The 22,107-nt window shown below is 62.3% G+C and carries 21 protein-coding genes and 1 tRNA gene; 12 read left to right on the top strand and 10 right to left on the bottom strand.

Going from position 1 to position 22,107, the window contains the following annotated elements; genetic code table 11:
* Positions 1–5: 5 nt before the first annotated feature.
* The 5 genes from P3T16_RS19405 (at position 6) to lpxC (ending at position 5,311) form a co-directional block, all read left to right on the top strand.
* On the top strand, positions 6–758 hold the full coding sequence (locus P3T16_RS19405) for a cell division protein FtsQ/DivIB (protein ID WP_429343475.1): 753 nt from the start codon (positions 6–8) through the stop codon (positions 756–758).
* A gap of 27 nt (positions 759–785) precedes the next feature.
* Positions 786–2,018: a cell division protein FtsA gene (gene ftsA / locus P3T16_RS19400; protein ID WP_429255540.1), complete on the top strand. Its 1,233-nt coding sequence runs from the start codon at positions 786–788 to the stop codon at positions 2,016–2,018.
* Positions 2,019–2,190: 172 nt separating this feature from the next.
* Positions 2,191–3,390 carry a cell division protein FtsZ gene (ftsZ, locus tag P3T16_RS19395; protein ID WP_429255539.1) on the top strand — a complete coding sequence of 400 codons (1,200 nt, stop codon included), beginning with the start codon at positions 2,191–2,193 and terminating at the stop codon, positions 3,388–3,390.
* 223 nt (positions 3,391–3,613) lie between these two features.
* Positions 3,614–4,117 carry a peroxiredoxin gene (locus P3T16_RS19390; RefSeq protein WP_429343474.1) on the top strand — a complete coding sequence of 168 codons (504 nt, stop codon included), beginning with the start codon at positions 3,614–3,616 and terminating at the stop codon, positions 4,115–4,117.
* Positions 4,118–4,393: 276 nt separating this feature from the next.
* Positions 4,394–5,311, top strand: coding sequence for a UDP-3-O-acyl-N-acetylglucosamine deacetylase (gene lpxC, locus P3T16_RS19385; RefSeq protein ID WP_429255537.1), 918 nt, complete (start codon positions 4,394–4,396; stop codon positions 5,309–5,311).
* Between the two features lie 87 nt (positions 5,312–5,398).
* Here the strand turns inward: lpxC and P3T16_RS19380 are convergent, their stop codons facing one another.
* Positions 5,399–5,896 (bottom strand): DciA family protein, encoded by a 498-nt coding sequence (locus tag P3T16_RS19380; protein ID WP_429255536.1) that lies wholly within the window; start codon positions 5,894–5,896, stop codon positions 5,399–5,401.
* 303 nt (positions 5,897–6,199) lie between these two features.
* Here P3T16_RS19380 and secA point away from each other — a divergent pair, with 303 nt between their 5' ends.
* The 4 genes from secA (at position 6,200) to P3T16_RS19360 (ending at position 11,753) form a co-directional block, all read left to right on the top strand.
* Positions 6,200–9,004 carry a preprotein translocase subunit SecA gene (secA, locus tag P3T16_RS19375; protein WP_429343473.1) on the top strand — a complete coding sequence of 935 codons (2,805 nt, stop codon included), beginning with the start codon at positions 6,200–6,202 and terminating at the stop codon, positions 9,002–9,004.
* A gap of 168 nt (positions 9,005–9,172) precedes the next feature.
* On the top strand, positions 9,173–10,414 hold the full coding sequence (gene argJ / locus P3T16_RS19370; RefSeq protein WP_429343472.1) for a bifunctional glutamate N-acetyltransferase/amino-acid acetyltransferase ArgJ: 1,242 nt from the start codon (positions 9,173–9,175) through the stop codon (positions 10,412–10,414).
* Positions 10,415–10,431: 17 nt separating this feature from the next.
* Complete coding sequence (locus P3T16_RS19365; protein WP_429343471.1) at positions 10,432–11,325, top strand: ATP-binding protein; 894 nt, start codon at positions 10,432–10,434, stop codon at positions 11,323–11,325.
* Complete coding sequence (locus P3T16_RS19360; RefSeq protein ID WP_429343470.1) at positions 11,322–11,753, top strand: NUDIX domain-containing protein; 432 nt, start codon at positions 11,322–11,324, stop codon at positions 11,751–11,753. The genes P3T16_RS19365 and P3T16_RS19360 overlap by 4 nt, the downstream gene beginning before the upstream one ends.
* A gap of 40 nt (positions 11,754–11,793) precedes the next feature.
* Here the strand turns inward: P3T16_RS19360 and yacG are convergent, their stop codons facing one another.
* The 9 genes from yacG to P3T16_RS19315 form a co-directional block, all read right to left on the bottom strand.
* Positions 11,794–11,991: a DNA gyrase inhibitor YacG gene (gene yacG, locus P3T16_RS19355; RefSeq protein WP_429255531.1), complete on the bottom strand. Its 198-nt coding sequence runs from the start codon at positions 11,989–11,991 to the stop codon at positions 11,794–11,796.
* A 135-nt stretch (positions 11,992–12,126) separates the two neighbouring features.
* Positions 12,127–12,882: a cell division protein ZapD gene (gene zapD, locus P3T16_RS19350; protein WP_429255530.1), complete on the bottom strand. Its 756-nt coding sequence runs from the start codon at positions 12,880–12,882 to the stop codon at positions 12,127–12,129.
* Positions 12,883–13,141: 259 nt separating this feature from the next.
* Positions 13,142–13,753, bottom strand: coding sequence for a dephospho-CoA kinase (gene coaE / locus P3T16_RS19345; protein WP_429343469.1), 612 nt, complete (start codon positions 13,751–13,753; stop codon positions 13,142–13,144).
* A gap of 3 nt (positions 13,754–13,756) precedes the next feature.
* Positions 13,757–14,683 (bottom strand): prepilin peptidase, encoded by a 927-nt coding sequence (locus P3T16_RS19340; RefSeq protein WP_429343468.1) that lies wholly within the window; start codon positions 14,681–14,683, stop codon positions 13,757–13,759.
* Positions 14,684–14,711: 28 nt separating this feature from the next.
* Positions 14,712–15,944 carry a type II secretion system F family protein gene (locus tag P3T16_RS19335; protein ID WP_429343467.1) on the bottom strand — a complete coding sequence of 411 codons (1,233 nt, stop codon included), beginning with the start codon at positions 15,942–15,944 and terminating at the stop codon, positions 14,712–14,714.
* Positions 15,941–17,128, bottom strand: a complete 1,188-nt coding sequence (locus P3T16_RS19330) for a GspE/PulE family protein (RefSeq protein ID WP_429343466.1) — start codon at positions 17,126–17,128, stop codon at positions 15,941–15,943. Before P3T16_RS19330 ends, P3T16_RS19335 begins: the two co-directional genes overlap by 4 nt.
* 269 nt (positions 17,129–17,397) lie before the next feature.
* Positions 17,398–18,702 (bottom strand): HlyC/CorC family transporter, encoded by a 1,305-nt coding sequence (locus P3T16_RS19325; RefSeq protein WP_429343465.1) that lies wholly within the window; start codon positions 18,700–18,702, stop codon positions 17,398–17,400.
* Between the two features lie 154 nt (positions 18,703–18,856).
* A tRNA-Pro gene (locus P3T16_RS19320) sits at positions 18,857–18,933 on the bottom strand.
* 39 nt (positions 18,934–18,972) lie between these two features.
* Complete coding sequence (locus P3T16_RS19315) at positions 18,973–19,965, bottom strand: polyprenyl synthetase family protein (protein WP_429255525.1); 993 nt, start codon at positions 19,963–19,965, stop codon at positions 18,973–18,975.
* Between the two features lie 214 nt (positions 19,966–20,179).
* Between P3T16_RS19315 and rplU the strand changes: the two genes are divergently transcribed.
* The 3 genes from rplU to cgtA all read left to right on the top strand — a co-directional run bounded on the left by rplU (position 20,180) and on the right by cgtA (position 22,062).
* The gene (rplU, locus tag P3T16_RS19310; RefSeq protein ID WP_007180329.1) at positions 20,180–20,491 is read left to right on the top strand and encodes a 50S ribosomal protein L21; all 312 of its coding nucleotides are present in this window, start codon (positions 20,180–20,182) and stop codon (positions 20,489–20,491) included.
* A 24-nt stretch (positions 20,492–20,515) separates the two neighbouring features.
* On the top strand, positions 20,516–20,779 hold the full coding sequence (gene rpmA, locus P3T16_RS19305) for a 50S ribosomal protein L27 (RefSeq protein WP_090538089.1): 264 nt from the start codon (positions 20,516–20,518) through the stop codon (positions 20,777–20,779).
* Between the two features lie 167 nt (positions 20,780–20,946).
* Positions 20,947–22,062 carry an Obg family GTPase CgtA gene (gene cgtA, locus P3T16_RS19300; protein WP_429343464.1) on the top strand — a complete coding sequence of 372 codons (1,116 nt, stop codon included), beginning with the start codon at positions 20,947–20,949 and terminating at the stop codon, positions 22,060–22,062.
* Positions 22,063–22,107: the final 45 nt, after the last annotated feature.

Genomic DNA, 22,107 nt, shown 5'->3' with positions numbered 1-22,107 from the left:
TAGACATGTGGAACAACGTTCGCCAGCTCAATTTCGCCTCCAACGCGTTGCATGCGTTGCTGGTGCTCGTGCTGCTGGCGGCAGGCGGTTACTGGATGATCCAGCGCCCGAGCTTCGCGCTGCGCGAGATCCGTATCGACGGCGACACCGAGCACATCAATTCGCCGACGGTGCGTGCCGGTGTGGTCGGGCGGTTGAAGGGCAATTACTTCACCGTCGACCTGGATCTGGCGCGTCAGGCGTTCGAGCAGATGCCGTGGGTGCGTCACGCGAGCGTGCGCCGCGTGTGGCCGAATGCACTGGCTGTCACGCTGGAGGAGTACAAACCGCTCGGAACGTGGGGCAGCGATCAGCTGGTCAGCGTCGACGGCGACCTGTTTACCGCGAACCAGGGCGAACTGGAGCAGGAGCTGCCCGCCTTCGATGGACCGGAAGGCACGGCGAAGGAAGTCGTCGCGCGCTATCGCGACTTCACGAAGTGGTTTGCGCCGCTCGGAGCGACGCCGGAAGAAGTGACGCTGTCGCCGCGTTACGCATGGACGGTGAAGCTGTCGAACGGCATGCAGGTGGAGCTGGGCCGCGAACGCAATCAGGACACGCTCCTCGATCGTTCGCGCCGGTTGACCGCGGCGTGGGGCGCGGTGACTCAACGTTGGGGGACAGATATTGAGTATGCGGACTTGCGCTATCCGAACGGTTTCGCGATTCGCGCGGCAGGCATGCGCTTTATCAGCGAACCCGACAAGGGCAAGAAGTAAACGGACATCACACGCAATGAGCACGCTATGAGTAAAGACTATAAAGATCTGCTGGTCTCCCTCGACATCGGGACAGCGAAGGTCGTGGCCATCGTCGCCGAGCTGAAGGGCGAAGGTCACTACGAGGTGATCGGCCTCGGCCAGAGCGAATCGAAGGGGCTCAAGAAGGGCGTCGTGGTGAACATCGAGGCCACGGTGCAATCGATTCAGCGCGCGCTCGAAGAAGCTGAACTGATGGCCGATTGCAAGATCACAAACGTATTCACCGGAATCGCCGGCAGCCATATCCGCAGCTTCAATTCGAGCGGCATGGTGGCGATCAAGGAAAAGGAAGTCACGCAGACGGACGTCGCGCGCGTGATCGAGACGGCGAAGGCGATCAACATTCCGACCGATCAGCAGGTGCTGCACATCCTGACGCAGGAATTCATCATCGACGGCCAGGAAGATGTGCGAGAGCCGATCGGTATGAGCGGCATCCGGCTCGAAGTGAAGGTGCACATCGTGACGGGCGCAGTGAGCGCGGCGCAGAACATCGTGAAGTGCGTGCGCCGCTGCGGCCTCGAAGTGAACGATCTGATCCTGCAGCCGCTTGCTTCGTCGCTGGCGGTGCTGACGGAAGACGAAAAAGAGCTGGGTGTGGTGCTCGTCGATATCGGCGGCGGCACGACGGATATCGCGATTTTCAGCGAAGGCGCGATCCGTCATACCGCGGTGATTCCGATCGCCGGCGACCAGATCACGAGCGATATCGCGATGGCGCTGCGCACGCCGACGCCGGATGCGGAAGACATCAAGGTCGGCTACGGCATCGCGAAGCAGGCACTGGCCGATCCGGACGAGATGATCGAAGTGCCGGGGCTGGGCGAGCGCGGTCCGCGCACGCTGTCGCGCCAGGCGCTGGCGGCCGTGGTCGAGCCGCGCGTCGAGGAACTGTTTTCGCTCGTGCAGCAGGTCGTGCGCGAGTCGGGTTACGAAGAGTTGCTGAGTTCCGGCGTGGTGCTGACGGGCGGCGCGGCGATGATGCCGGGCATGGTCGAACTCGGCGAAGACATTTTCCTGAAGCCGGTGCGCATCGGTGCGCCGGAATACGCGGGCGGTCTCGCGGACGTGGTGCGCAATCCGCGCTATTCGACGGCGATGGGGCTGCTCGTCGAAGGCCGGGCGCAACGGATGCGCGGTCGCAAGGTCGCGGTGCAGTCAGGTTCGATGGGCCAGGTCCTGGGACGCATGAAAGACTGGTTTCTCGGCAATTTTTGAGGCTTTACAGCAGTTCCAGCAGCACAGTTTGAGTAGCAGGTTTCAGAAGCAGGTTTCAGAAATACGCGCCGGTGCCGGCGGCTGGCGCGCGACAGGAGGTTGCCCGATCTCCTGCCGGATAACGGTCGAGTAGCTGCTTAGCGGCAGTACATTTTTTCTTGACGGAGGCAACATGGAATTCCAGATGCTGGAAACCGAAACCAACGGCACCATCATCAAGGTGGTTGGGGTAGGTGGCGCTGGCGGCAATGCCGTTCAGCACATGATCAACCGCGGCGTGCAAGGCGTCGACTTCATCGTGATGAACACGGATGCGCAGGCCCTGTCGCGTTCGCGTGCCACAGCTGTGATCCAGCTCGGCAACACCGGTCTCGGCGCTGGCGCCAAGCCGGAAATGGGCCGTTCGGCAGCAGAAGAAGCCCGTGAGCGCATCGCCGACGCACTGCGCGGCGCGCACATGGTGTTCATCACCGCAGGCATGGGCGGCGGCACCGGCACGGGCGCAGCACCGGTCGTGGCGCAGATCGCCAAAGAGATGGGCATTTTGACTGTTGGCGTCGTCAGCAAGCCGTTCGAATTCGAAGGCGGCAAGCGGATGCGTGTGGCAGAAGCTGGTTCGCAGCAACTGGAGGATCACGTCGACTCGCTGATCGTCGTCCTGAACGACAAGCTGTTCGAGGTGATGGGCGATGACGCCGAGATGGATAAATGCTTCCAGTGCGCAGATGACGTTCTGAACAACGCAGTCGCCGGTATCGCGGAAATAATCAATGTTGACGGTCTGGTGAACGTCGACTTTGAAGACGTGAAAACGGTGATGGGCGAGCAGGGCAAGGCGATGATGGGCACGGCGACGGTTGCCGGCGTCGATCGCGCGCGTCTCGCGGCTGAGCAGGCTGTTGCCAGCCCGCTGCTGGAAGGGGTGGACCTGTCGGGTGCGCGTGGCGTGCTCGTGAACATCACGTCGAGCCGTTCGCTGCGTCTGTCGGAAACGCGCGAAGTGATGAACACGATCAAGAGTTATGCTGCCGAAGACGCGACCGTGATTTTTGGCGCGGTCTACGATGATGCAATGGGCGACGCGCTGCGCGTGACGGTCGTGGCAACGGGTCTGGGCCGTGCGGCGAAGAAGCAGCAGTCGGCACCGATGACGCTTCTGCGCACCGGCACCGACAACCAGCCGATCGGCGGCCATCAGCACGCATACGCGCCGCAGCAGCATCACACGAGCGCAGCGGACTACGGTTCGCTGGATACGCCCGCTGTATGGCGTACGTCGCGTGATACGGCGGCTTCGCATGTGCAGGCGCTGCAGGAAAAGGGCGTCGACACGTACGATATCCCGGCGTTCCTGCGCAAGCAGGCGGACTAACCGCGGGCAGGCCTTCGCTGCGGCACGGTTGATGCGTGCCAGCAGTCGGATGCACGGGCGTGGCGAGTGAACTGCCAGCAAGGCCGCGTTTCGTCGGATGCGCGGCGGGGACAGATGCCCTCTTCGTATTCGCGAAGCGGATCGGGCAGCTGTCGGCGAAAGATGGGTTCACTGCGACACGAAAACGTGCGGGTGTACGCTGCATCGATGTAAAGGACTGAGCATGATTCAGGTGGGTGAAAAGCTGCCGGAAGCAGTCGTCTACGAATTGATCGAAGACGGGCGCGAAGGCTGCACGATCGGGCCCAACAGCTTCGACGTGCGCGAACAGACTGCGGGAAAGCGCGTGGTGATCTTCGGATTGCCGGGCGCATTCACGCCGACCTGTTCGGCGAAACATGTGCCGGGCTATGTCGAACAGGCCGCCGCGTTGCGCGCGGCCGGTATCGACGAGATCTGGTGCGTGTCCGTCAACGACGCGTTCGTCATGGGCGCGTGGGCACGTGATCAGCACACCTCGGGCAAGGTGCGCATGATGGCGGACGGTAGTGCGGCTTTCACGCGGGCGCTTGGTCTGGAGCAGGATCTGTCGGCGCGCGGCATGGGAATCCGTTCCCAGCGCTACGCGATGGTGGTCGACAACGGCGTGGTCAAGACGCTGAACGTCGAAGCACCCGGCAAATTCGAAGTCAGCGATGCTGCGAGTATTCTCGCCACGTTGAGCTAGCTGCGAGGCGCTGTTTTGCCGCCTGGCTCCTGCGAGTGTGGCAGGCAGGCAACGGTGAAATGACGCTTTTGTGACTGGCCGTTACGCGGGCCGATGTCCGGAAACGCCTCCGTTCCGGGCGTCGGCCCGTCACGCTTTCCGTGAAGTTTCCGTGAAGTAATGATGGGAAACAGATTGATACGTTCGGTGAAAACCCGATGTGAGGTTGATGGAGTATAATTCGCGCTATGGAATAAAAAGTCCCGATTGGGATTTTCAATCGAATAGAAGACCATCATGTTGAAGCAGCGCACTATCAAATCGATCGTCAAGACGGTCGGCATCGGCTTGCATTCGGGCCGGAAGGTCGACCTGACGCTCCGTCCGGCCGGACCGGACACGGGCATCGTGTTCACGCGTGTGGATCTGGCCACGCCAGTGGAGATTCCTGCGCAGGCCATGGCGATCGGCGATACGCGGCTGGCTTCGGTGCTGCAGAAAGACGGTGCCCGGGTGTCGACGATCGAGCATCTGATGTCCGCCTGTGCGGGCCTCGGCATCGACAATCTGTACGTCGACGTCACCGCTGAAGAGATCCCGATCATGGACGGCAGCGCGGCTTCGTTCGTGTTTCTGATCCAGTCGGCTGGCGTCGAAGAGCAGAATGCCGCGAAGAAATTCATCAAGGTCACGAAGCCGGTTGAAATTCGCGACGGCGACAAATTTGCGCGTCTCGAGCCGTTTTTCGGCTTCAAACTGAAGTTCACGATCGATTTTCGCCATCCAGCTGTCGACAAGACGGGGCAGGCGCTGGAAGTCGATTTTGCGAATACGTCGTACGTGCGGGAAATCGCGCGGGCGCGTACGTTCGGCTTTGCGCACGAAGTGGAAATGATGCGCGAGCTGGGTCTGGCGCGCGGCGGCAGCATGGATAACGCGATCGTGCTCGACGAATACCGCATCCTGAACAACGACGGCCTGCGTTATGACGACGAATTCGTGAAGCACAAGATGCTCGACGCGATCGGCGACCTTTACGTGGTTGGTCATCCGTTGCTGGCTTCGTACAACGCGTACAAGTCGGGCCACGGCCTGAACAACCAGCTGTTGCGCGAACTGCTGGCGCACGAGGATGCGTATGAAATTGTCACGTTCGACGATCCGCAAAAGGCGCCGCGCGGCTTTGCCTACGATACGCAGACGGCGTTTGCCTGATTGCTACCGGGCGGCTTGATCCGCGATCTGTGGAAAACGAGTTGCACAAAACCAGTTGTACAAAAAATAAGCGGCCTTCCGGGCCGCTTATTTTTTTGGCTCGCGACTGATGCGATGGCGGGCAGCCATTCTGGCCAGTGCTTCACGTAACGGCGAAGGCGCGAGCGTCTCGCTCAGTTCGTACAGCGCTTCGGCGCCACGCGCTGTCATACGTGCCTGTTTGGGCTGCGGCGGCTCCTTTACCGCCTGCGGACGCACGCGGATTCTCAGCGAGTTGACTGCCCACCCGCGCTGCTGAAGATCTGACACCAGACGGGGTTCAAGATGTCGCAGGCGCGCCGCGAGCGCGTTATGTGCGGCGAAAAGTGCCAGTACGCCATCCTTGATGAAACCGGGCTCGACGCTCGTCGCCAGATAGTCGGGCAGCAGCTGCTTCAGATCGCGTTCCAGCGCGGCAATCTGCTCGACGCCGGCGCGCAGGGCCGCGAACGCGTCGGTGCGATTCAGCACTTCGGCGACCGGCTGCGGGCGGCGCGCAGCGTTCTGGTTTGAAAACGGCCTTGAAAACGACGAGAAACGGCTCATATTTTCTGCAGGCTTTCGGGATGAGGACGGGCCAGCTGGCGGCAGCGCGGGCATCACCGCGCGCCATGTACTGTGATGCCTGGATTGTACCCCGTGGCTCGCGCGCCAGGCCGCCGTCAAGGCCAGCCGGGGCGCGGCTGAAGCAGACCTCGGCCATTCCGCCATGGACACAGGCGCAGCCGGGGCTGCGTGCTAAAATCCCCGATTCGAATTCACTCTTGGACCTAAGCCGCCGAGGCCCCCCCGATTCCGGGCTCACATGCCGTGTGACCGGGCCGAAGCCGCGACGCAGACACCGATCCGATGACCACCGGTTTTCTACAAAAGATTTTTGGCAGCCGCAACCAGCGGCTCGTCAAGCAATATCAAAAGACCGTCGCGTCGATCAATGCGCTCGAGCCGCAGATCGAGCAGTTGACGGATGACCAACTGCGCGCCAAAACCGGTGAATTCCGACAGCGTGTCGCGAGCGGCGAATCGCTCGACAAGCTGCTGCCCGAAGCCTTCGCCGTCTGCCGCGAGGCGAGCAGGCGCGTGCTGCACATGCGCCACTTCGACGTGCAGCTGGTCGGCGGCATGGTCCTGCATTACGGCAAGATCGCGGAAATGCGTACTGGCGAAGGCAAGACGCTCGTCGCCACGCTGCCGGTCTACCTGAACGCGCTGTCCGGCCGCGGCGTGCACGTCGTGACCGTCAACGATTACCTCGCGCAGCGCGACGCCGAATGGATGGCGCGTCTGTACAACTTCCTCGGTCTGACGGTGGGTATCAACCTGTCGCAGATGGATCACGCCGCCAAGCAGGAAGCCTACGCCGCGGACATCACGTACGGCACGAACAACGAATTCGGCTTCGACTACCTGCGCGACAACATGGTCTACGAGACCGACGCGCGCGTGCAGCGGGCCCTGAATTTCGCGGTCGTCGACGAAGTGGACTCGATCCTGATCGACGAAGCGCGTACGCCGCTGATCATCTCCGGCCAGGCCGAAGATCACACCGAACTCTACGTGCGCATGAACGCGCTGCCGCCGCTGCTCGAACGCCAGATCGGCGAAGAGAAAGCCGACGGCACGGGCGTCGAAAAGCCGGGCGACTACACGCTGGATGAAAAAGCACGTCAGGTGTTTCTCACCGAATCGGGCCACGAAAAGGCTGAGCGTCTGCTCGCCGAGTGGGGCCTGATCGGCGACGGCGAAAGCCTGTACGCGCCGCAGAACATCACGTTGATGCACCATGTGTACGCCGCGTTGCGCGCTCACACGCTGTTCTTCAAGGATCAGCACTACGTCGTGCAGAACAACGAAGTCGTAATCGTCGACGAATTCACTGGTCGTCTGATGTCGGGTCGCCGCTGGTCGGACGGGTTGCACCAGGCGGTCGAGGCGAAGGAACACGTCAAGATCCAGAGCGAAAACCAGACGCTCGCTTCGATCACGTTCCAGAACTACTTCCGCATGTACTCGAAGCTGTCCGGCATGACCGGCACGGCCGATACCGAAGCGTACGAATTCAACGAAATTTACGGGCTGGAAACGGTCGTCATTCCGACGAACCGTCCGCCGAAGCGGAGCGACAGGCAGGATCAGATTTACAAGACGGCGAAGGAACGTTACGACGCCGTCATCCGCGATATCCAGGATTGCTACGAGCGCGGTCAGCCGGTGCTGGTCGGCACGACGTCGATCGAGAACTCCGAGCTGTTGTCGGGCCTCCTGACCAAAGCCGGTCTGCCGCACGAGGTGCTGAACGCGAAGCAGCACGCGCGCGAAGCGGCGATCGTCGCGGAAGCTGGCCGTCCGAAGCGTGTGACGATCGCGACCAACATGGCCGGTCGCGGTACCGACATCGTGCTCGGCGGCAACGCCGAAAAGCAGGCAACGTTCCTCGAACTCGACGAATCGATTCCCGCCGACGAAAAGGCGCGCCGTATCAAGCAACTGCACGACGAATGGCAGACGCTGCACGACGAGGTGAAGGCCGCGGGTGGTTTGCACATCGTCGGCACCGAGCGTCACGAATCGCGCCGGATCGACAACCAGTTGCGTGGCCGTGCGGGCCGTCAGGGCGATCCGGGCTCGTCGCGTTTCTATCTGTCGCTGGACGATCCGCTTCTGCGCATTTTCGCGGGCGACCGCGTGCGCTCGATCATGGATCGCCTGAAGATGCCGGAAGGCGAGGCGATCGAAGCGGGCATCGTCACGCGTTCGATCGAATCGGCGCAGCGCAAGGTCGAAGCGCGCAACTTCGATATCCGCAAGCAGCTGCTCGAATACGACGACGTGTCGAACGATCAGCGCAAGGTGATCTATCAGCAGCGCAATGAACTGCTGGAAGCGCACGACATCACCGAAACCATCGGCGCGATGCGCCATGGCGTGATCGCCGATATCGTCCATCAGTTCGTGCCGGCGGGCAGCATCGAAGAACAATGGGACGTGCCTGAGCTGGAAGAAGTGCTGCGCAACGAATGGCAGCTCGATCTCGCCATTCAGGAAATGATCAACGAGTCGAAGTCGATCGACGCCGATGAAATTCTCGAAGCCGTCACCGCGGCTGCCGACGAAGCATACGAAGGCAAGGTCGAACTGGTCGGTCGCGAATCGTTCAGCGCGTTCGAGCGCTCGATCATGCTGCAGACGCTCGACCGTAGCTGGCGCGAACATCTGGCTGCGCTCGATCACCTGCGTCAGGGTATCCATCTGCGCGGCTATGCGCAGAAGAACCCGAAGCAGGAATACAAGCGCGAAGCGTTCGAACTGTTCGCCGCAATGCTCGATGCCGTGAAGCTCGAAGTGACGCGCGTTGTGATGAACGTGCAGATCCAGTCGCCGGAACAGCTGGAGCAGGCCGCTGAGCAGTATGAAGAGCAGGGCAGCCATCTCGAGAACGTCGAGTTCCGCCACGCCGAATTCGCGGAAGCTGCAGCGGCAGCGCCGGTTGCGGCCGACGCGGCAGCGGCCATGATCGGTGACGCGATGAGTCACGCGCATGCTGCTGGATCGCAGCACCTGGCGGCGGATGGTGTGCCGAAGGTCGGGCGCAACGATCCGTGCCCATGCGGCAGCGGCAAGAAGTACAAGCAGTGCCACGGCAAGATTGCCTGAGTTAGACGGCGCGCGCATCGTGACTGGTGCGCGCGCCGGGTTGTGTTTGCCAGGCCCTTTTTACAGCGCCTGCTGATTCTCTGGTGGTCGGGCATCCGTCTGGTCCGCTCATGTTGATCCCCGATGCCGGTTCTGCACCGGCACGCTCATCTCCGACAGGTCGCCAACATGGCTGTCAATTTCCCCTCGATCGATCCCGCTCAACTTCATCCTGTCGCCGGCGTCATGCTGGGTTGGGCCGAAGCGAACATCCGCAAGCCGAACCGCAAGGACGTGCTCGTCATTTCCGTCGACGAAGGCGCGACTGTCGCAGGCGTGTTCACGCAGAACCGTTTTTGCGCCGCGCCGGTCACCGTGTGTCGTGAGCATCTGGAGCGCGTGCGTGCGGGCGGGAAGGGCATTCGTGCGCTGGTTGTGAATACGGGCAATGCGAACGCCGGCACGGGCGAACCGGGTCTCGCGCACGCGCGCGAAACCTGCGTCGAACTCGCGCGCCTCGCCGACATTGCACCCGGGCAGGTGTTGCCGTTTTCGACGGGCGTGATTCTGGAGCCGCTGCCGATCGATCGTCTGAAGGCCGGTTTGCCTGCAGCGCTGGCTAACCGCAAAGCCGCACACTGGTACGACGCCGCGCAGGCGATCATGACGACCGATACCCAGGCGAAGGCGACGTCGCGTCAGGTGGCGATCGATGGCCATACGGTCACATTCACCGGCATCAGCAAGGGCGCGGGCATGATCAAGCCTAACATGGCGACGATGCTCGGCTTCCTCGCGTTCGACGCCAACGTTGCGCAGCCGGTACTCGACGCGCTCGTGAAGCATGTCGCGGATCGCTCGTTCAACTGCATCACGATCGACGGCGATACGTCGACGAACGACTCGTTCATTCTCATTGCTTCGGGCAAGTCGAGCCTGCCGGCGATCACGTCGACGGACTCGGCCGCCTACGGCGCGCTTCGCGATGCCGTGACTGAAGTCGCACAGACGCTCGCGCAACTTATCGTGCGTGATGGCGAAGGCGCGACGAAGTTCATGACGGTCAATGTCGAGGGTGGCAGGGATACCGCCGAATGCCGCCAGATCGCATACGCAATCGGCCATTCGCCGCTCGTGAAGACAGCGTTCTATGCGTCGGACCCGAACCTTGGCCGCATTCTGGCCGCAATCGGCTATGCGGGCGTGAACGACCTCGATGTCGACAAAATCGACCTGTACCTCGACGACGTGCTGGTCGCGAAAGCGGGTGGACGCAACCCGGCCTATCGCGAAGAAGACGGCCAGCGCGTGATGAAAAAAAGCGAGATCGCGATTCGCGTGGTGCTCGGGCGTGGCGACGCGCAGGCCACCATCTGGACCTGCGATCTCTCGCACGACTACGTCAGCATCAACGCCGACTACCGTTCCTGACCGGGGCCGCTTACAAGATGGACAAACTCGAACAGTTTCTGACCCGCGCCGAAGCCGTGCTCGGCCGACTGGAAGCGATGCTTCCGCCCGCCGCAGCCGACGCGGACTGGTCCGCCGCCGTTGCGTTTCGCTGGCGCAAGCGGCAGGGGCGCGGCTATCTGCAACCGGTGCCGTCGATTTCGACGATCTCACTCGACGACCTCCAGCACATCGACCGACAGAAGTCCCTGATTGAGCAGAACACGCGTCAGTTCGTGCGCCAGCAGCCGGCCAACAATGTGTTGCTGACGGGCGCGCGCGGCACGGGCAAATCGTCGCTGATCAAGGCCTGCCTGAACGCGCATGCAAAAGACGGTCTGCGTCTGATCGAAGTCGACAAGGACGACCTGCATGATCTCGGCGACATCGTCGATCTGATCGCGCAGCGTCCGGAGCGCTTCATCGTGTTCTGCGACGATCTCTCATTCGAGGAAGGCGAGTCGGGCTACAAGGCGCTGAAGGTGGCGCTCGATGGCTCGGTGGCCGCGCAGTCCGACAACGTGCTGATCTACGCGACATCGAACCGTCGCCATCTGTTGCCTGAATACATGAGCGACAACGAGACGTACAAACACACGTCCGATGGCGAGATTCATCCGGGCGAAGTGGTCGAAGAAAAGATTTCGCTGTCCGAGCGCTTCGGGCTGTGGGTGAGTTTCTATCCGTTCAAGCAGGACGATTACCTGGCGATTGTCGGCCACTGGCTGCGTCATTTTGGTTGCGCCGACGCGGAAGTCGAGGCGGCGCGCGGCGACGCACTCGTCTGGGCACTGGAACGCGGTTCGCGTTCGGGACGGGTAGCGTGGCAGTTTGCGCGTGACTGGTCGGGGCGTAAGTCCCAGGCGCCGCAGTCGTCTGCAGAGGGCGCATGACCGGCGCCACGGAAGTCGCCGATAACACTGCCCGCGCGCGGCCGGTCACAGACGTAGCTGTCGGCGTGCTGGTGCAGCCGGACGGGCGATATCTGCTGGCGCAACGGCCCGCAGGCAAGCCGTACGAAGGCTACTGGGAATTTCCGGGCGGAAAGCTGGAGCCGGGCGAATCAGTTGAGGCGGCGCTCGCCCGCGAACTGCACGAGGAACTCGGGATCGACGTGAAGGCGAGCCATCGCTGGCACACGCTTGAGCATGACTATCCGCACGCGTATGTCAGGCTCTATTTCTGCAAGGTGACGGCGTGGAGCGGCGAGCCCCACGGACGCGAAGGTCAGGCCTTCGTCTGGCAGGCGCTGCCCGCCGAGGTCTCGCCCTTGCTGCCGGCCACCATTCCAGTGCTGGAATGGCTGGCGGCGGAGAAGTAGCGCTGGCCTGATTGTTCAGGTTGTAGCGTCAAACAGCGTTTCAGTGCGGGTTGTAGCCGCCGGAAGGCGTCTCGTCTGAAGGCGGTTCCTCGTCGGTGCCGCCGATCTTGTACTTTTCGGCGGCCCATGCTCCGAGATCGATCTGCTTGCAGCGGTCGGAACAGAAGGGGCGGAAGCGGTTTTCAGGTGTCCAGCGGACGTCCTTTCCGCAAGTTGGGCATTTGACGACAGTGGGCATACGGTCAGGCGATCAATCGCAAACGGGAACAGGAAGCTTCAAACATGGGGTGGATCGGGCCGGTTTCAAAGGCCGGTTTCTGACTGACCTCTCCTAAACGAGCCTTTCCGGGCTTGTACCACACCAGTAACGATATTACAGACTGCACAGCGTGAGCTGAAACGGAACGTCGACGTCGACGGATCTGGGTCTCAGGTCACCATCCTGCACTGTGAAACGCACCCACAGCATGTACTTGTTGGCGCTGGCCTCAGGGATCACCCGCAATTCCGGTGCCACCCTTACCTGCATCAACTGATACGAGCGCCCGGATAGCATCTGTTGATAGCTCCCCTGCGTTGCCATGACCTTCGACGCCTGCCCTGATTCACGCGCGAGCCGCAACACGATGGTAGCGGCGTCGCGAAGCGGCAGTAGCGGCGTGACCCATTTAGCGATGTCCTGACGGCGCTGGTCGGGGTGCGTCTGCTGCCACGCGTAGTAAGACGGCAGATCGAATTTGCAGGTGCCACCGGGAATGATCGCGCGACTGCGGATGCTTGCGAGCCATTCGTTGTCTGCAAGATGCTGGCCCGTTTTGCCCTGCATCTGCGTGAGGCCGGCGAGGGTCTGCTCGATCTCACCCAAAACCGCTTCGAGCGCGTTCTGCTCGATGCCGGGGTTGCCGCGAAACGGCGCCAGTGTCTGACGCTGCCGTTCGAGTTCTTTCATCAGGTCCGACTTCAGATCCGCGCGGCCCGCGACCTCGGCGATTTCGAAGAGGGTCGTCAGCGCAACGTGGTGTTCCCTGGCGTCTTCCTGGGTCAGAAAGAACGTGAAGCGCTCGAACAGATCTTCGAGGCGCAACAGCGTACGGATTCGCTCGTTGAAGGGATACTCGTAAAGGATCAAGCGCGCTCGCCTCTGGCGTGGTCGGTGACGGGATTGCAGGACATTCTAATGCCGTGAGACTACCCTAGCAATCACGCACTTTTTCTGCGCGTTCCAGCGCATTTTCTGCGCCTGAATCATGATGGCTGTGTGACTGGGTGGATGGGTGACCTTGTTGCTGTGTTGCTGACCGATCGTGAAGCTGGATGTGCAGTGCGGACTGCGTGGAACACGAGGGCGTGTGCGGGTTATACGAAGATTGCGCCTCGATCGTCCGAGACTAGCCGCATGACGCTCCAGCCAGCAAAACGTATTGACGATGTAACAGGTCCACGTCTTTGGCAAGCGCCTCGACAGCGGCGGCATCATTGAGGATGACGTCGTCCGCTGCGGCGCGTCGCGCGTCGCGGGTGGCCTGGCGGGCGATGATCGCGAGCACCTGTTCGCGTGTGAACGCGTTGCGACGCATGACCCGCGCGATCTGCGTCTCGACCGTGCAGTCGACGACGAGTACGCGGTCCACCCGTGTCTTCCAGCTACCCGATTCGACGAGCAGCGGTACGACAATTATCAGGTAAGGGCCGCTCGCTTCGGCTCGCTCGCGCTCGGTCTCGGCACGGATCAAGGGATGGGTGATTGCTTCGAGCCGTGAGCGCGCCGTGTCGTCGCTAAAGACGAGTGCGCGCATCTGTGCGCGGTCGAGTGAGCCATCCGGTGTAACGAACGATGGACCGAATTCCCTCGCGATCGAGGACATCGCGATTCCGCCAGGCGCGGTGATGCGATGGGCGATCACGTCGGTGTCGATGATCGGCACGCCGTGCGTGGCAAAGAGATCGGCGACAGTCGACTTGCCGCTGCCGATTCCTCCCGTCAACCCGACAGAAAACATGTGTCAGCCCCCCAACGCCCGATACAACGGCGTGCCGAGAAACAGCGTGATGGCGCCGCCGGCGGCGAGAAACGGACCGAACGGCAATGGCTCTTCGAAGCGCATCCGGCCGAACCACGTCGCGAGCAATCCAGTCATCGCGCCGGCCACTGCCGAGATCACGACGATCTGCGGCAACGCGGCCCACCCAAGCCATGCGCCGAGTGCGGCAAGCAGCTTGAAGTCGCCGTAGCCCATTCCCTCGATGCCACGCACCAGCTTGAAAAGCCAGTGCACGCACCACAGCGTGAGGTATCCCGCGATCGCGCCGAGTACGGCGTCGTGCAGCGTTGCGAACGTGCCTTCGAAATTGATGATCAGGCCAGCCCACAACAGCGGCAGCGTCATCGAGTCCGGCAGCAGATGCGTGTCGATGTCGATGGCGCTCATCGCGAGCAGCGTCGCGCACAGGCCGAAAGCGGCGAGCGCGGTGCCTGTCGCGCCGAACGTCACGAGCGATCCGGCGGCCAGCGCTGCGCTCGCGAGTTCGATCACAGGATAGCGCAGGCTCACACGCGCGTGGCAATGCGAGCAACGTCCGCGCAGTAGCAGATAGCTCAGCACCGGAATGTTTTCCCACGCCTTCAGCGTATGCCCGCAATGAGGACATGCGCTGCGGGGCAACCACAGGTCATAGCGTGCGGGGAGGCTGTCGCCTTCGAACGGCTGGCCGGTCGTTTCGCTGACCTCGCTGCGCCAGGCGCGTTCGAGCATGATCGGTAGCCGGTGCGCCACCACGTTCACAAAGCTGCCGATGACGAGGCCGAGCACGACCGCGAACGCAATCTGGGCACTTACGGGCAGAGCGCCGAACGCTGCGGTGAGGCTGGCTGTGTAATAGCCGAGCGGGCCGCTGAAAGGGGAGTCGGTCAGGGACTGTATCGCGCGCATGGTTGAATGATTGGATTCGGCTGCGATGCTACACCACGTTGCCGAGTTGAATAATGGGAAGATACATCGCGATCACAAGACCACCGACGAGCACGCCCAGCACCATGATGACGAGCGGCTCGCACAGGCTGGCAAGCGTGCCGATTTTTTCGTCGACCTGACGGTCACAGAGCGACGCGACGTCGATCAGCATCGCGTCCAGCGCGCCGGATTCTTCAGCGACGGCGACCGGTTGAACGATCTCCGGCGGAAAGCAGCGCACCGTATGCATTGCTGCGGCAAGCCGTTCTCCGCGACGCAGACGCGCGGCGATGTCGACAGTCGCACGGTCGAAGTACGCGTTGCCGGTGGCGTGCGTCAATGAATCGAAGGCGTCTGATAACGGGGTGCCTGCGGAGAGTAACGTGCCGAGCGCGCGACTCCAGCGGGCGGAGCACAGCGTCGTGAGCAGTCCGCCGGCGATCGGCAATCCTAGCGAGAAGCGTGCGAATGCGACGCGCGCCTTGTCCGAGCGGCGCAGCACGCGCCCGATGGCGACGCCTGCAACGACGACGCATGCGAACGCAGGCACGCTCCATCGCGCGGCTGCGGATGACAGCGCGATCACGATCTGCGTTGGCACGGGTAGTTTTGCGCCGAAGCCATCGAAGATCTGCTGGAACGTCGGCACGACCCACACCAGCAGTGCTGCGGTAATGGCGAGCGCGAGCAGCAGGATCGCGACCGGATACGTGAGCGCCGCGCGGACCTTCGCGCGTTGCGCGGCTGCGCGCTCACGATCATCGGCGACGCGCGCGAGTACGGTGGCCAGCGCGCCGGTTGCCTCGCCGACGGCAACGAGCTGGCAATACAGCGCGTTGAACTGCACTGGATGCTGTTCGAGCGCGGCGGAGAAACGCAGGCCGGCAGTGATGTCGCGCGCCAGGGTGCCGATGATGCGCGGCATGCCCTCCCGGCCGCGACGTGCCGGGGATTGCGCGAGCAGGTCGAGTGCGGGCGCGAGTGGCAGACCGGCGCGTAGCAGACTGGCAAGCTGCCGGGTAAAGAGCGTGACCTCGGCGGCGCGCGCCTTCGGCCGTGATGCCGGTCCGCGTGCAGCAAGCTCATACACGTACAGGCTGTCACGCTTGAGCATCGCGCGCGCGACGGCCGCATCGGGTGCAATCACTGTGCCGTGACGCCGGGCGCCATTCGAATCGACCGCGCGCCAGGTAAAGCGCAGATCTCGCGATGACGCACTCGAAGGCTGGGTGACGTTCATGCGACCTCGGTGGCGGCCAGCGCCTCGGCAAGACTTGTCGTGCCATCGCGCACGCGGGCGAGTGCGGATTCGCGCAACGTGCCGACGTGTTCCGCCTGCGCCTGTCTGGCAATCGCATGCGTGCCGGCGCGCGTGACGATCAGTTCGCGCGTGGCGTCGGATATCGGCATCACCTGATGCACGCCGATGCGTCCGCGATAACCCACGCCGTGGCACGCAGCGCAGCCTTTTGCCGCGTACGGTTTCCATCCTTCGAGTTGCGCGTCGGAAAAGCCCGCCGCGCGAAGCGCCGCCGGCGATTCCTTCACCGGCGTGCAGCACGCCGGGCACAGGCGTCGCACGAGACGTTGCGCCGTAACCATGCGCAGTGCCGCGGCCAGGTTGTAGGGCGCGACGCCGATGTCGATCAGCCGGGCGACGGCGGCGGGCGCGTCGTTGGTATGCAGTGTCGAGAGCACGAGGTGGCCCGTCTGCGCGGCCTTGACGGCGACGTCGGCCGTCTCCTCGTCGCGGATTTCCCCGACCATGATTACGTCGGGATCCTGCCGCAGGAACGCACGCAGGGCGACCGCAAACGTGAGGCCGGCCTTCTCGCGAACACTGACCTGGTTGATTCCGGCCATCTGGATTTCCGCGGGGTCTTCGACCGAGCATACATTGCGTGATTCGGCATTGAGCATTTGCAGGAAGCAGTACAACGACAGTGTCTTGCCGCTGCCGGTCGGCCCGGTGACGAGCATCAGCCCGTGCGGCGCGCGAATTGCCGCTTCGACCGCGTGTCGTTGCACACTGTCGAGCCCGAGCGCATCGAGCGAAAGATCGGCGGGCAGCGCTTCCAGACGGCGCAGTACGAGCTTCTCGCCGTGCAGCGCAGGTAGCGAATTGACGCGGTAGTCCTCGATCCGGCCCGCGGTGGCGGCAAGCCGCAGACGACCGTCCTGCGGGATACGGCGCTCCGCGATGTCCATCCGGGCGAGCACCTTGACCCGGGTGATGAACGCATCGCGCAGATGCGCGGGCGGCTGTGCGATCTCATGCAGCACCCCGTCAACGCGAAGACGTATTCGCCAGCCGTGTTCCGCAGGTTCGATATGCACGTCGGACGCATTACGACTTGCGGCTTCATGCAGCGTGCTGGTCAGGAGGCGGACGGCAGGTGTGGTGTCAGCGTCTGCGCTGGACACGCCAGCATCGTGTCGGGACGGTTCGACGGTTGGTGTTGAAGCAAACGTGCGAGGAGCCGAAGACGTACCGGCGCGCGGTGCCCCGGCGCTCGGTGTGGTGGACCGCCCACGAGCCGGACCGGCGGCATCGACGGGGTTGGCGTGCGCGGCAAAAGAAGATGCGACGCGGGGATCGGGAGAGTGCATCGGAAACCGGCCAGGGGCCGCCTGTAGAACGCGATAACTTCATCATCGTTCCTGCCGGCTCGACACACCACTCGGCCGGATGGCTAATCGCGCGTGGCTTTCTTGCCCTTCGCACCCCCGCGCGTGGCGGGACGGAAAACCTTGACCGTGCGAATCGCCTGATCGTCGCTGCGCATCACCTCGAGTTTCACTTCGCCGATGCGAACGCACACGTCGCCTTCGGGAATCTCTTCGAGCATTTCGAGGATCAGACCGTTGAGCGTTTTCGGCCCGTCGGTTGGCAGCGTGAGTTGCAGCCAGCGATTCAGCTCGCGCAGCGGCATGCTGCCCGCGACGATGCACTCGCCTTTCTCGTCCCAACCGCCGCGCGAACTGGCGCTGCGTGGAATGGATGTCGTGAACTCACCGATCAGTTCTTCGATGATGTCTTCCGGCGTCACCAGCCCTTCGAGTTCGCCGTACTCATTGACGACGAGCGCGGTGCGCTGGCGGCTCTCCTGAAAATACTGGAGTTGCTGGAACACAGGCGTGCCGGTCGGCACAAAGTACGGCTCGGCGAGTAGTTCACGCAGCGTTTCGCGCTCCAGCTCCTGGTTGTGAAGCGCGGAGAGTGTCTTTCTCACATGCAGCACGCCCAGCACGCGATCGATGTCGCCTTGATAGACGATCAGCTTGTTGTGATAGCACGTCTCAAGCTGATGCAGGATCTGTTCGAACGGCGCGTCGAAGTCGAGCGCCTCGATCCGGCGGCGCGGGATCATCACGTCATCGACGGAAATGTTTTCGAGATCGAACAGGTTGAGCAGGATGCTGCGGTGCTTGGTCGGCATGAAGCTGCCTGATTCGAGCACGATGGTGCGCAGTTCTTCACTAGACAGCCGCTGGTCGCGTCCGCCTTTGGTGTTGATGTGCAGCAGACGCAGGATGCCGTTCGCGAACAGGTTGACGAACCACACCAGCGGTCGCGCGACACGCATCATCGGCGCGATCAGCAGGCTGGCGGGCAGCGCGATTTTTTCCGGGAACGTTGCGCCCACAATTTTCGGCGTTATTTCCGCGAACACGATGATCAGAAACGCGACGATGCCGGTTGCTACCGACAGCACCACGTTGTCATGCCCGAACGTATGCAGCGCGATCGACGTGGTCAAGACAGGGATGATCGTGTTCAGCAGGTTGTTGCCGATCAGGATCACGCTCAGCAGCTGATCCGTGTGCGCGAGAAGCGTCTGCGTGGTCTTCGCGCCGAGCGTGCCCTGAGTCGCGAGATGCTTCAGGCGATGCCGGTTCAGGGCCATCATCGCCGTTTCGGAAATCGAAAAGAAACTGGAGCAGATGAGCAGCACAAAGACGGCGCTGATTTGCGCCCATAAGGGAATTTGGTCCACGCGGCGTGAAATAGAGGAAAAGGGGGATGGAGAGAAATATAGCAGAGGGTGTCACGGATGCCCGCCTGGCCGGACGGCATAGATACCCGGGCATCGCGGGCTGAAAACCTTCAGGCGAAAAAAAACCGCGCAATTGCACGGTTTTTTCAGATTCTGGTCGGGGTGAGAGGATTCGAACCTCCGGCCTCTACGTCCCGAACGTAGCGCTCTACCAGGCTAAGCTACACCCCGAAATGACTTACTTGGACTACAACCGCATTTCAGTCTTGTTCAAGACTGTCTTGCCGTCGAGTAAGAACATAATTCTAGCAGGCTTTCTTTGTAAATGGAATCCGGGAACGAAGAAATTGCTGCGGCGGCCGCCTGTGCTTCCTGTTTTGCGCATTCGAGCGTGTGGTCCAGTGCGCCCGAACGGGTGATGGCCTCGAAAATGGTCTCGAACCGGTCCGTGCCGCCCTGTTCGATCGCTTCGCGCGCGAGCGCCGACTGCTCCGGCGTGCCGCGCTCGATCAGGTAGATGAGCGGCAGCGTCGGCTTGCCTTCGCGCAGGTCGTCGCCAGCGTTCTTGCCCATCGATTCGGCGGTACCTGTGTAATCGAGCCAGTCGTCCATGATCTGGAACGCAGTGCCGATGCGACGGCCGAATTCCGCCGCCGCCGATTCGATCGTCGCGTCAGCACCAGCGAGCACCGCCCCGAGTTGCGCGGCAGCCTCGAACAGCTTTGCCGTCTTGTAGCGGATCACCTGCATGTAGCGGGCTTCGTCCACGTCGGCGTCGTGCATGTTCAGAAGCTGGAGCACTTCGCCTTCGGAGATGATGTTGGTCGCCTCCGACAGGATCTCCATCACGCGCATCTTGCCCACGCCGACCATCATCTGGAACGAGCGCGAATACAGGAAGTCGCCGACCAGCACGCTCGCCGCGTTGCCGAACAGCGCGTTCGCAGTCTGGCGGCCGCGCCGCAGATCGGATTCATCAACGACGTCGTCATGCAGCAGCGTAGCCGTGTGGATGAACTCGACGACCGCCGCCAGTTCGTGCCGGTGCCCCGTCGTCTCGCCCAGCGCGCCGGCCACGAGTAGCAGCAGCGCGGGGCGCAGACGCTTGCCACCGGCGCTGATGATGTACTCCGAGATCTGGTTGATCAGCATCACCTCGGACGCCAGACGGTGCCGGATAACGCGATTCACCTGCTGCATGTCTTCGGCAATCGGAGCGAGGAGGCTGGCGGCGTTGGGGGAGGGGGTGGCAGTCGACGACATGATGGCGAAAAGGGGTAGTGCCGCGAATTATAAGGCGAATCGCGGTCATTCCGCGCCGCAGCCTGCGAGATCGCTGCAGGAATGGCCGTCCGGCCAGGGCGGGCGGCCTTCCCCGAGGATGTCAACTGCTTTTGACCGCGCAGCTAACTCTATGTATAATCACGGGTTTCCGCGCGTGGTGCGTGGGGAAAATGAATACAGAGTGAGGTTCTCAATGTACGCGGTCATAAAAACCGGCGGCAAGCAGTATAAGGTTGCTGTTGGCGAAAAACTTAAAGTAGAACAGATACCGGCAGACATTGACGCTGAAATCACGCTCGACCAGGTTCTCGCAGTGGGCGAAGGCGAATCGATTAAGTTCGGTACGCCGCTGGTCAGTGGGGCTTCCGTCAAGGCTACCGTCGTGTCCCAGGGTCGTCACGCAAAAGTGACCATCTTCAAGATGCGTCGCCGGAAGCACTACCAGAAGCATGGCGGCCACCGCCAGAACTACACCGAACTGCGCATCGACGCTATCAACGCGTAAGCGCACCGGTCAAGGAGCTAACAAATGGCACACAAAAAGGCAGGCGGATCGTCCCGGAACGGCCGCGACTCCGAGTCGAAACGACTTGGCGTGAAAGTGTACGGCGGTCAGGCGATCAACGCTGGCGGCATCATCGTGCGTCAACGCGGTACGCGTATGCACCCGGGTGAGAATGTCGGCATCGGCAAGGATCACACCCTGTTCGCGCTGACGGACGGCCACGTCAAGTTCACGACGAAAGGCGCCGACAAGAAGCATCTGGTCAACGTAGTCCCGGCAGCAGCCTGAATTTAATCAGGCACGGGCTTCAGGACCGGAACAAAGGCCCCGCGAAGTTAGCGGGGCCTTTTTCATTGCCGCTCATCGATGCAAGGGGCGGCGACTGGCCATTCGGATGATTGGTCAACGCGCGACAGTCGCGGCAAAATAGCATTAAACACGGGACGGAGTTACTCATGAAGTTCATTGACGAAGCGAGGATTGAAGTCATCGCCGGCGACGGAGGGGATGGCAGCGCGTCGATGCGCCGCGAGAAGTTCGTCCCATTCGGTGGTCCGGACGGCGGCGATGGCGGCCGTGGCGGCAGCGTGTATGCGGTTGCGGACCGCAACATCAACACGCTGATCGACTACCGCTATGCGAAGAAGCACCAGGCGCGCAACGGCGAAAACGGCCGCGGCGCGGATTGCTACGGCAAGGGCGGTGACGATATCACGCTGCGCATGCCGGTCGGCACGACCATCCTGGATATGGAAACGGGCGAGCTGATCGCCGACCTCACAGAGCACAACCAGTCGATTCAGATCGCTGCGGGCGGTTCGGGTGGGCTTGGCAACCTCCACTTCAAGTCGAGTACGAACCGCGCTCCGCGTCAGAAGACAGACGGCAAGCCGGGCGAGCGTCGTATGGTGCGCCTCGAGCTGAAGGTGCTGGCGGACGTTGGTTTGCTCGGCATGCCGAACGCCGGCAAGTCGACGTTCATCTCGTCGGTGTCGAATGCGAAGCCGAAGATCGCCGACTATCCGTTCACTACGCTGGCGCCGAATCTGGGCGTCGTTCGGGTCGGGCCGAGCCGTAGTTTTGTCATCGCAGATATTCCCGGCCTGATCGAAGGGGCAGCGGAAGGCGCCGGTCTCGGGCACCAGTTCCTGCGACATCTCCAGCGCACGGGGCTGCTCCTGCACATCGTCGACCTCGCGCCGTTCGATGACGCGGTCGATCCCGTTGCTGAAGCCCGAGCGATCGTCAATGAACTGCGCAAATACGATGAGTTGCTCTACGATAAACCGCGCTGGCTCGTGCTGAACAAGCTCGACATGGTGCCGGACGACGAGCGCGCGGAGCGGGTGGCGGATTTCCTGAAGCGGTACGAATGGAATGGCCCGGTCTATGAGATTTCGGCCCTTACGGGCCAAGGCTGCGAAGGTCTGATTTACGCCATCTACGATCACATTGCAGCGCATTCTGACGCACAGCGCGCTGCCGAAGCGGAGGATCTGGCCGCTGACGTCCGCTTCCGCGAAAAGCCCGCAGCGGACGCGGGCGGCGAGGCCATGCAGCCGCAGGAATAACACCCCTCGCTTGAAGGCCAGCACGCTCGCGCAACCGGGCGTGCC

Origin of the sequence: Paraburkholderia sp. GAS42 (assembly GCF_050436565.1) — a bacterium.
Lineage (GTDB): Bacteria > Pseudomonadota > Gammaproteobacteria > Burkholderiales > Burkholderiaceae > Paraburkholderia.
Note: the sequence above shows the minus strand (reverse complement) of the source record. Positions and strands in the feature narration are given on the sequence as shown.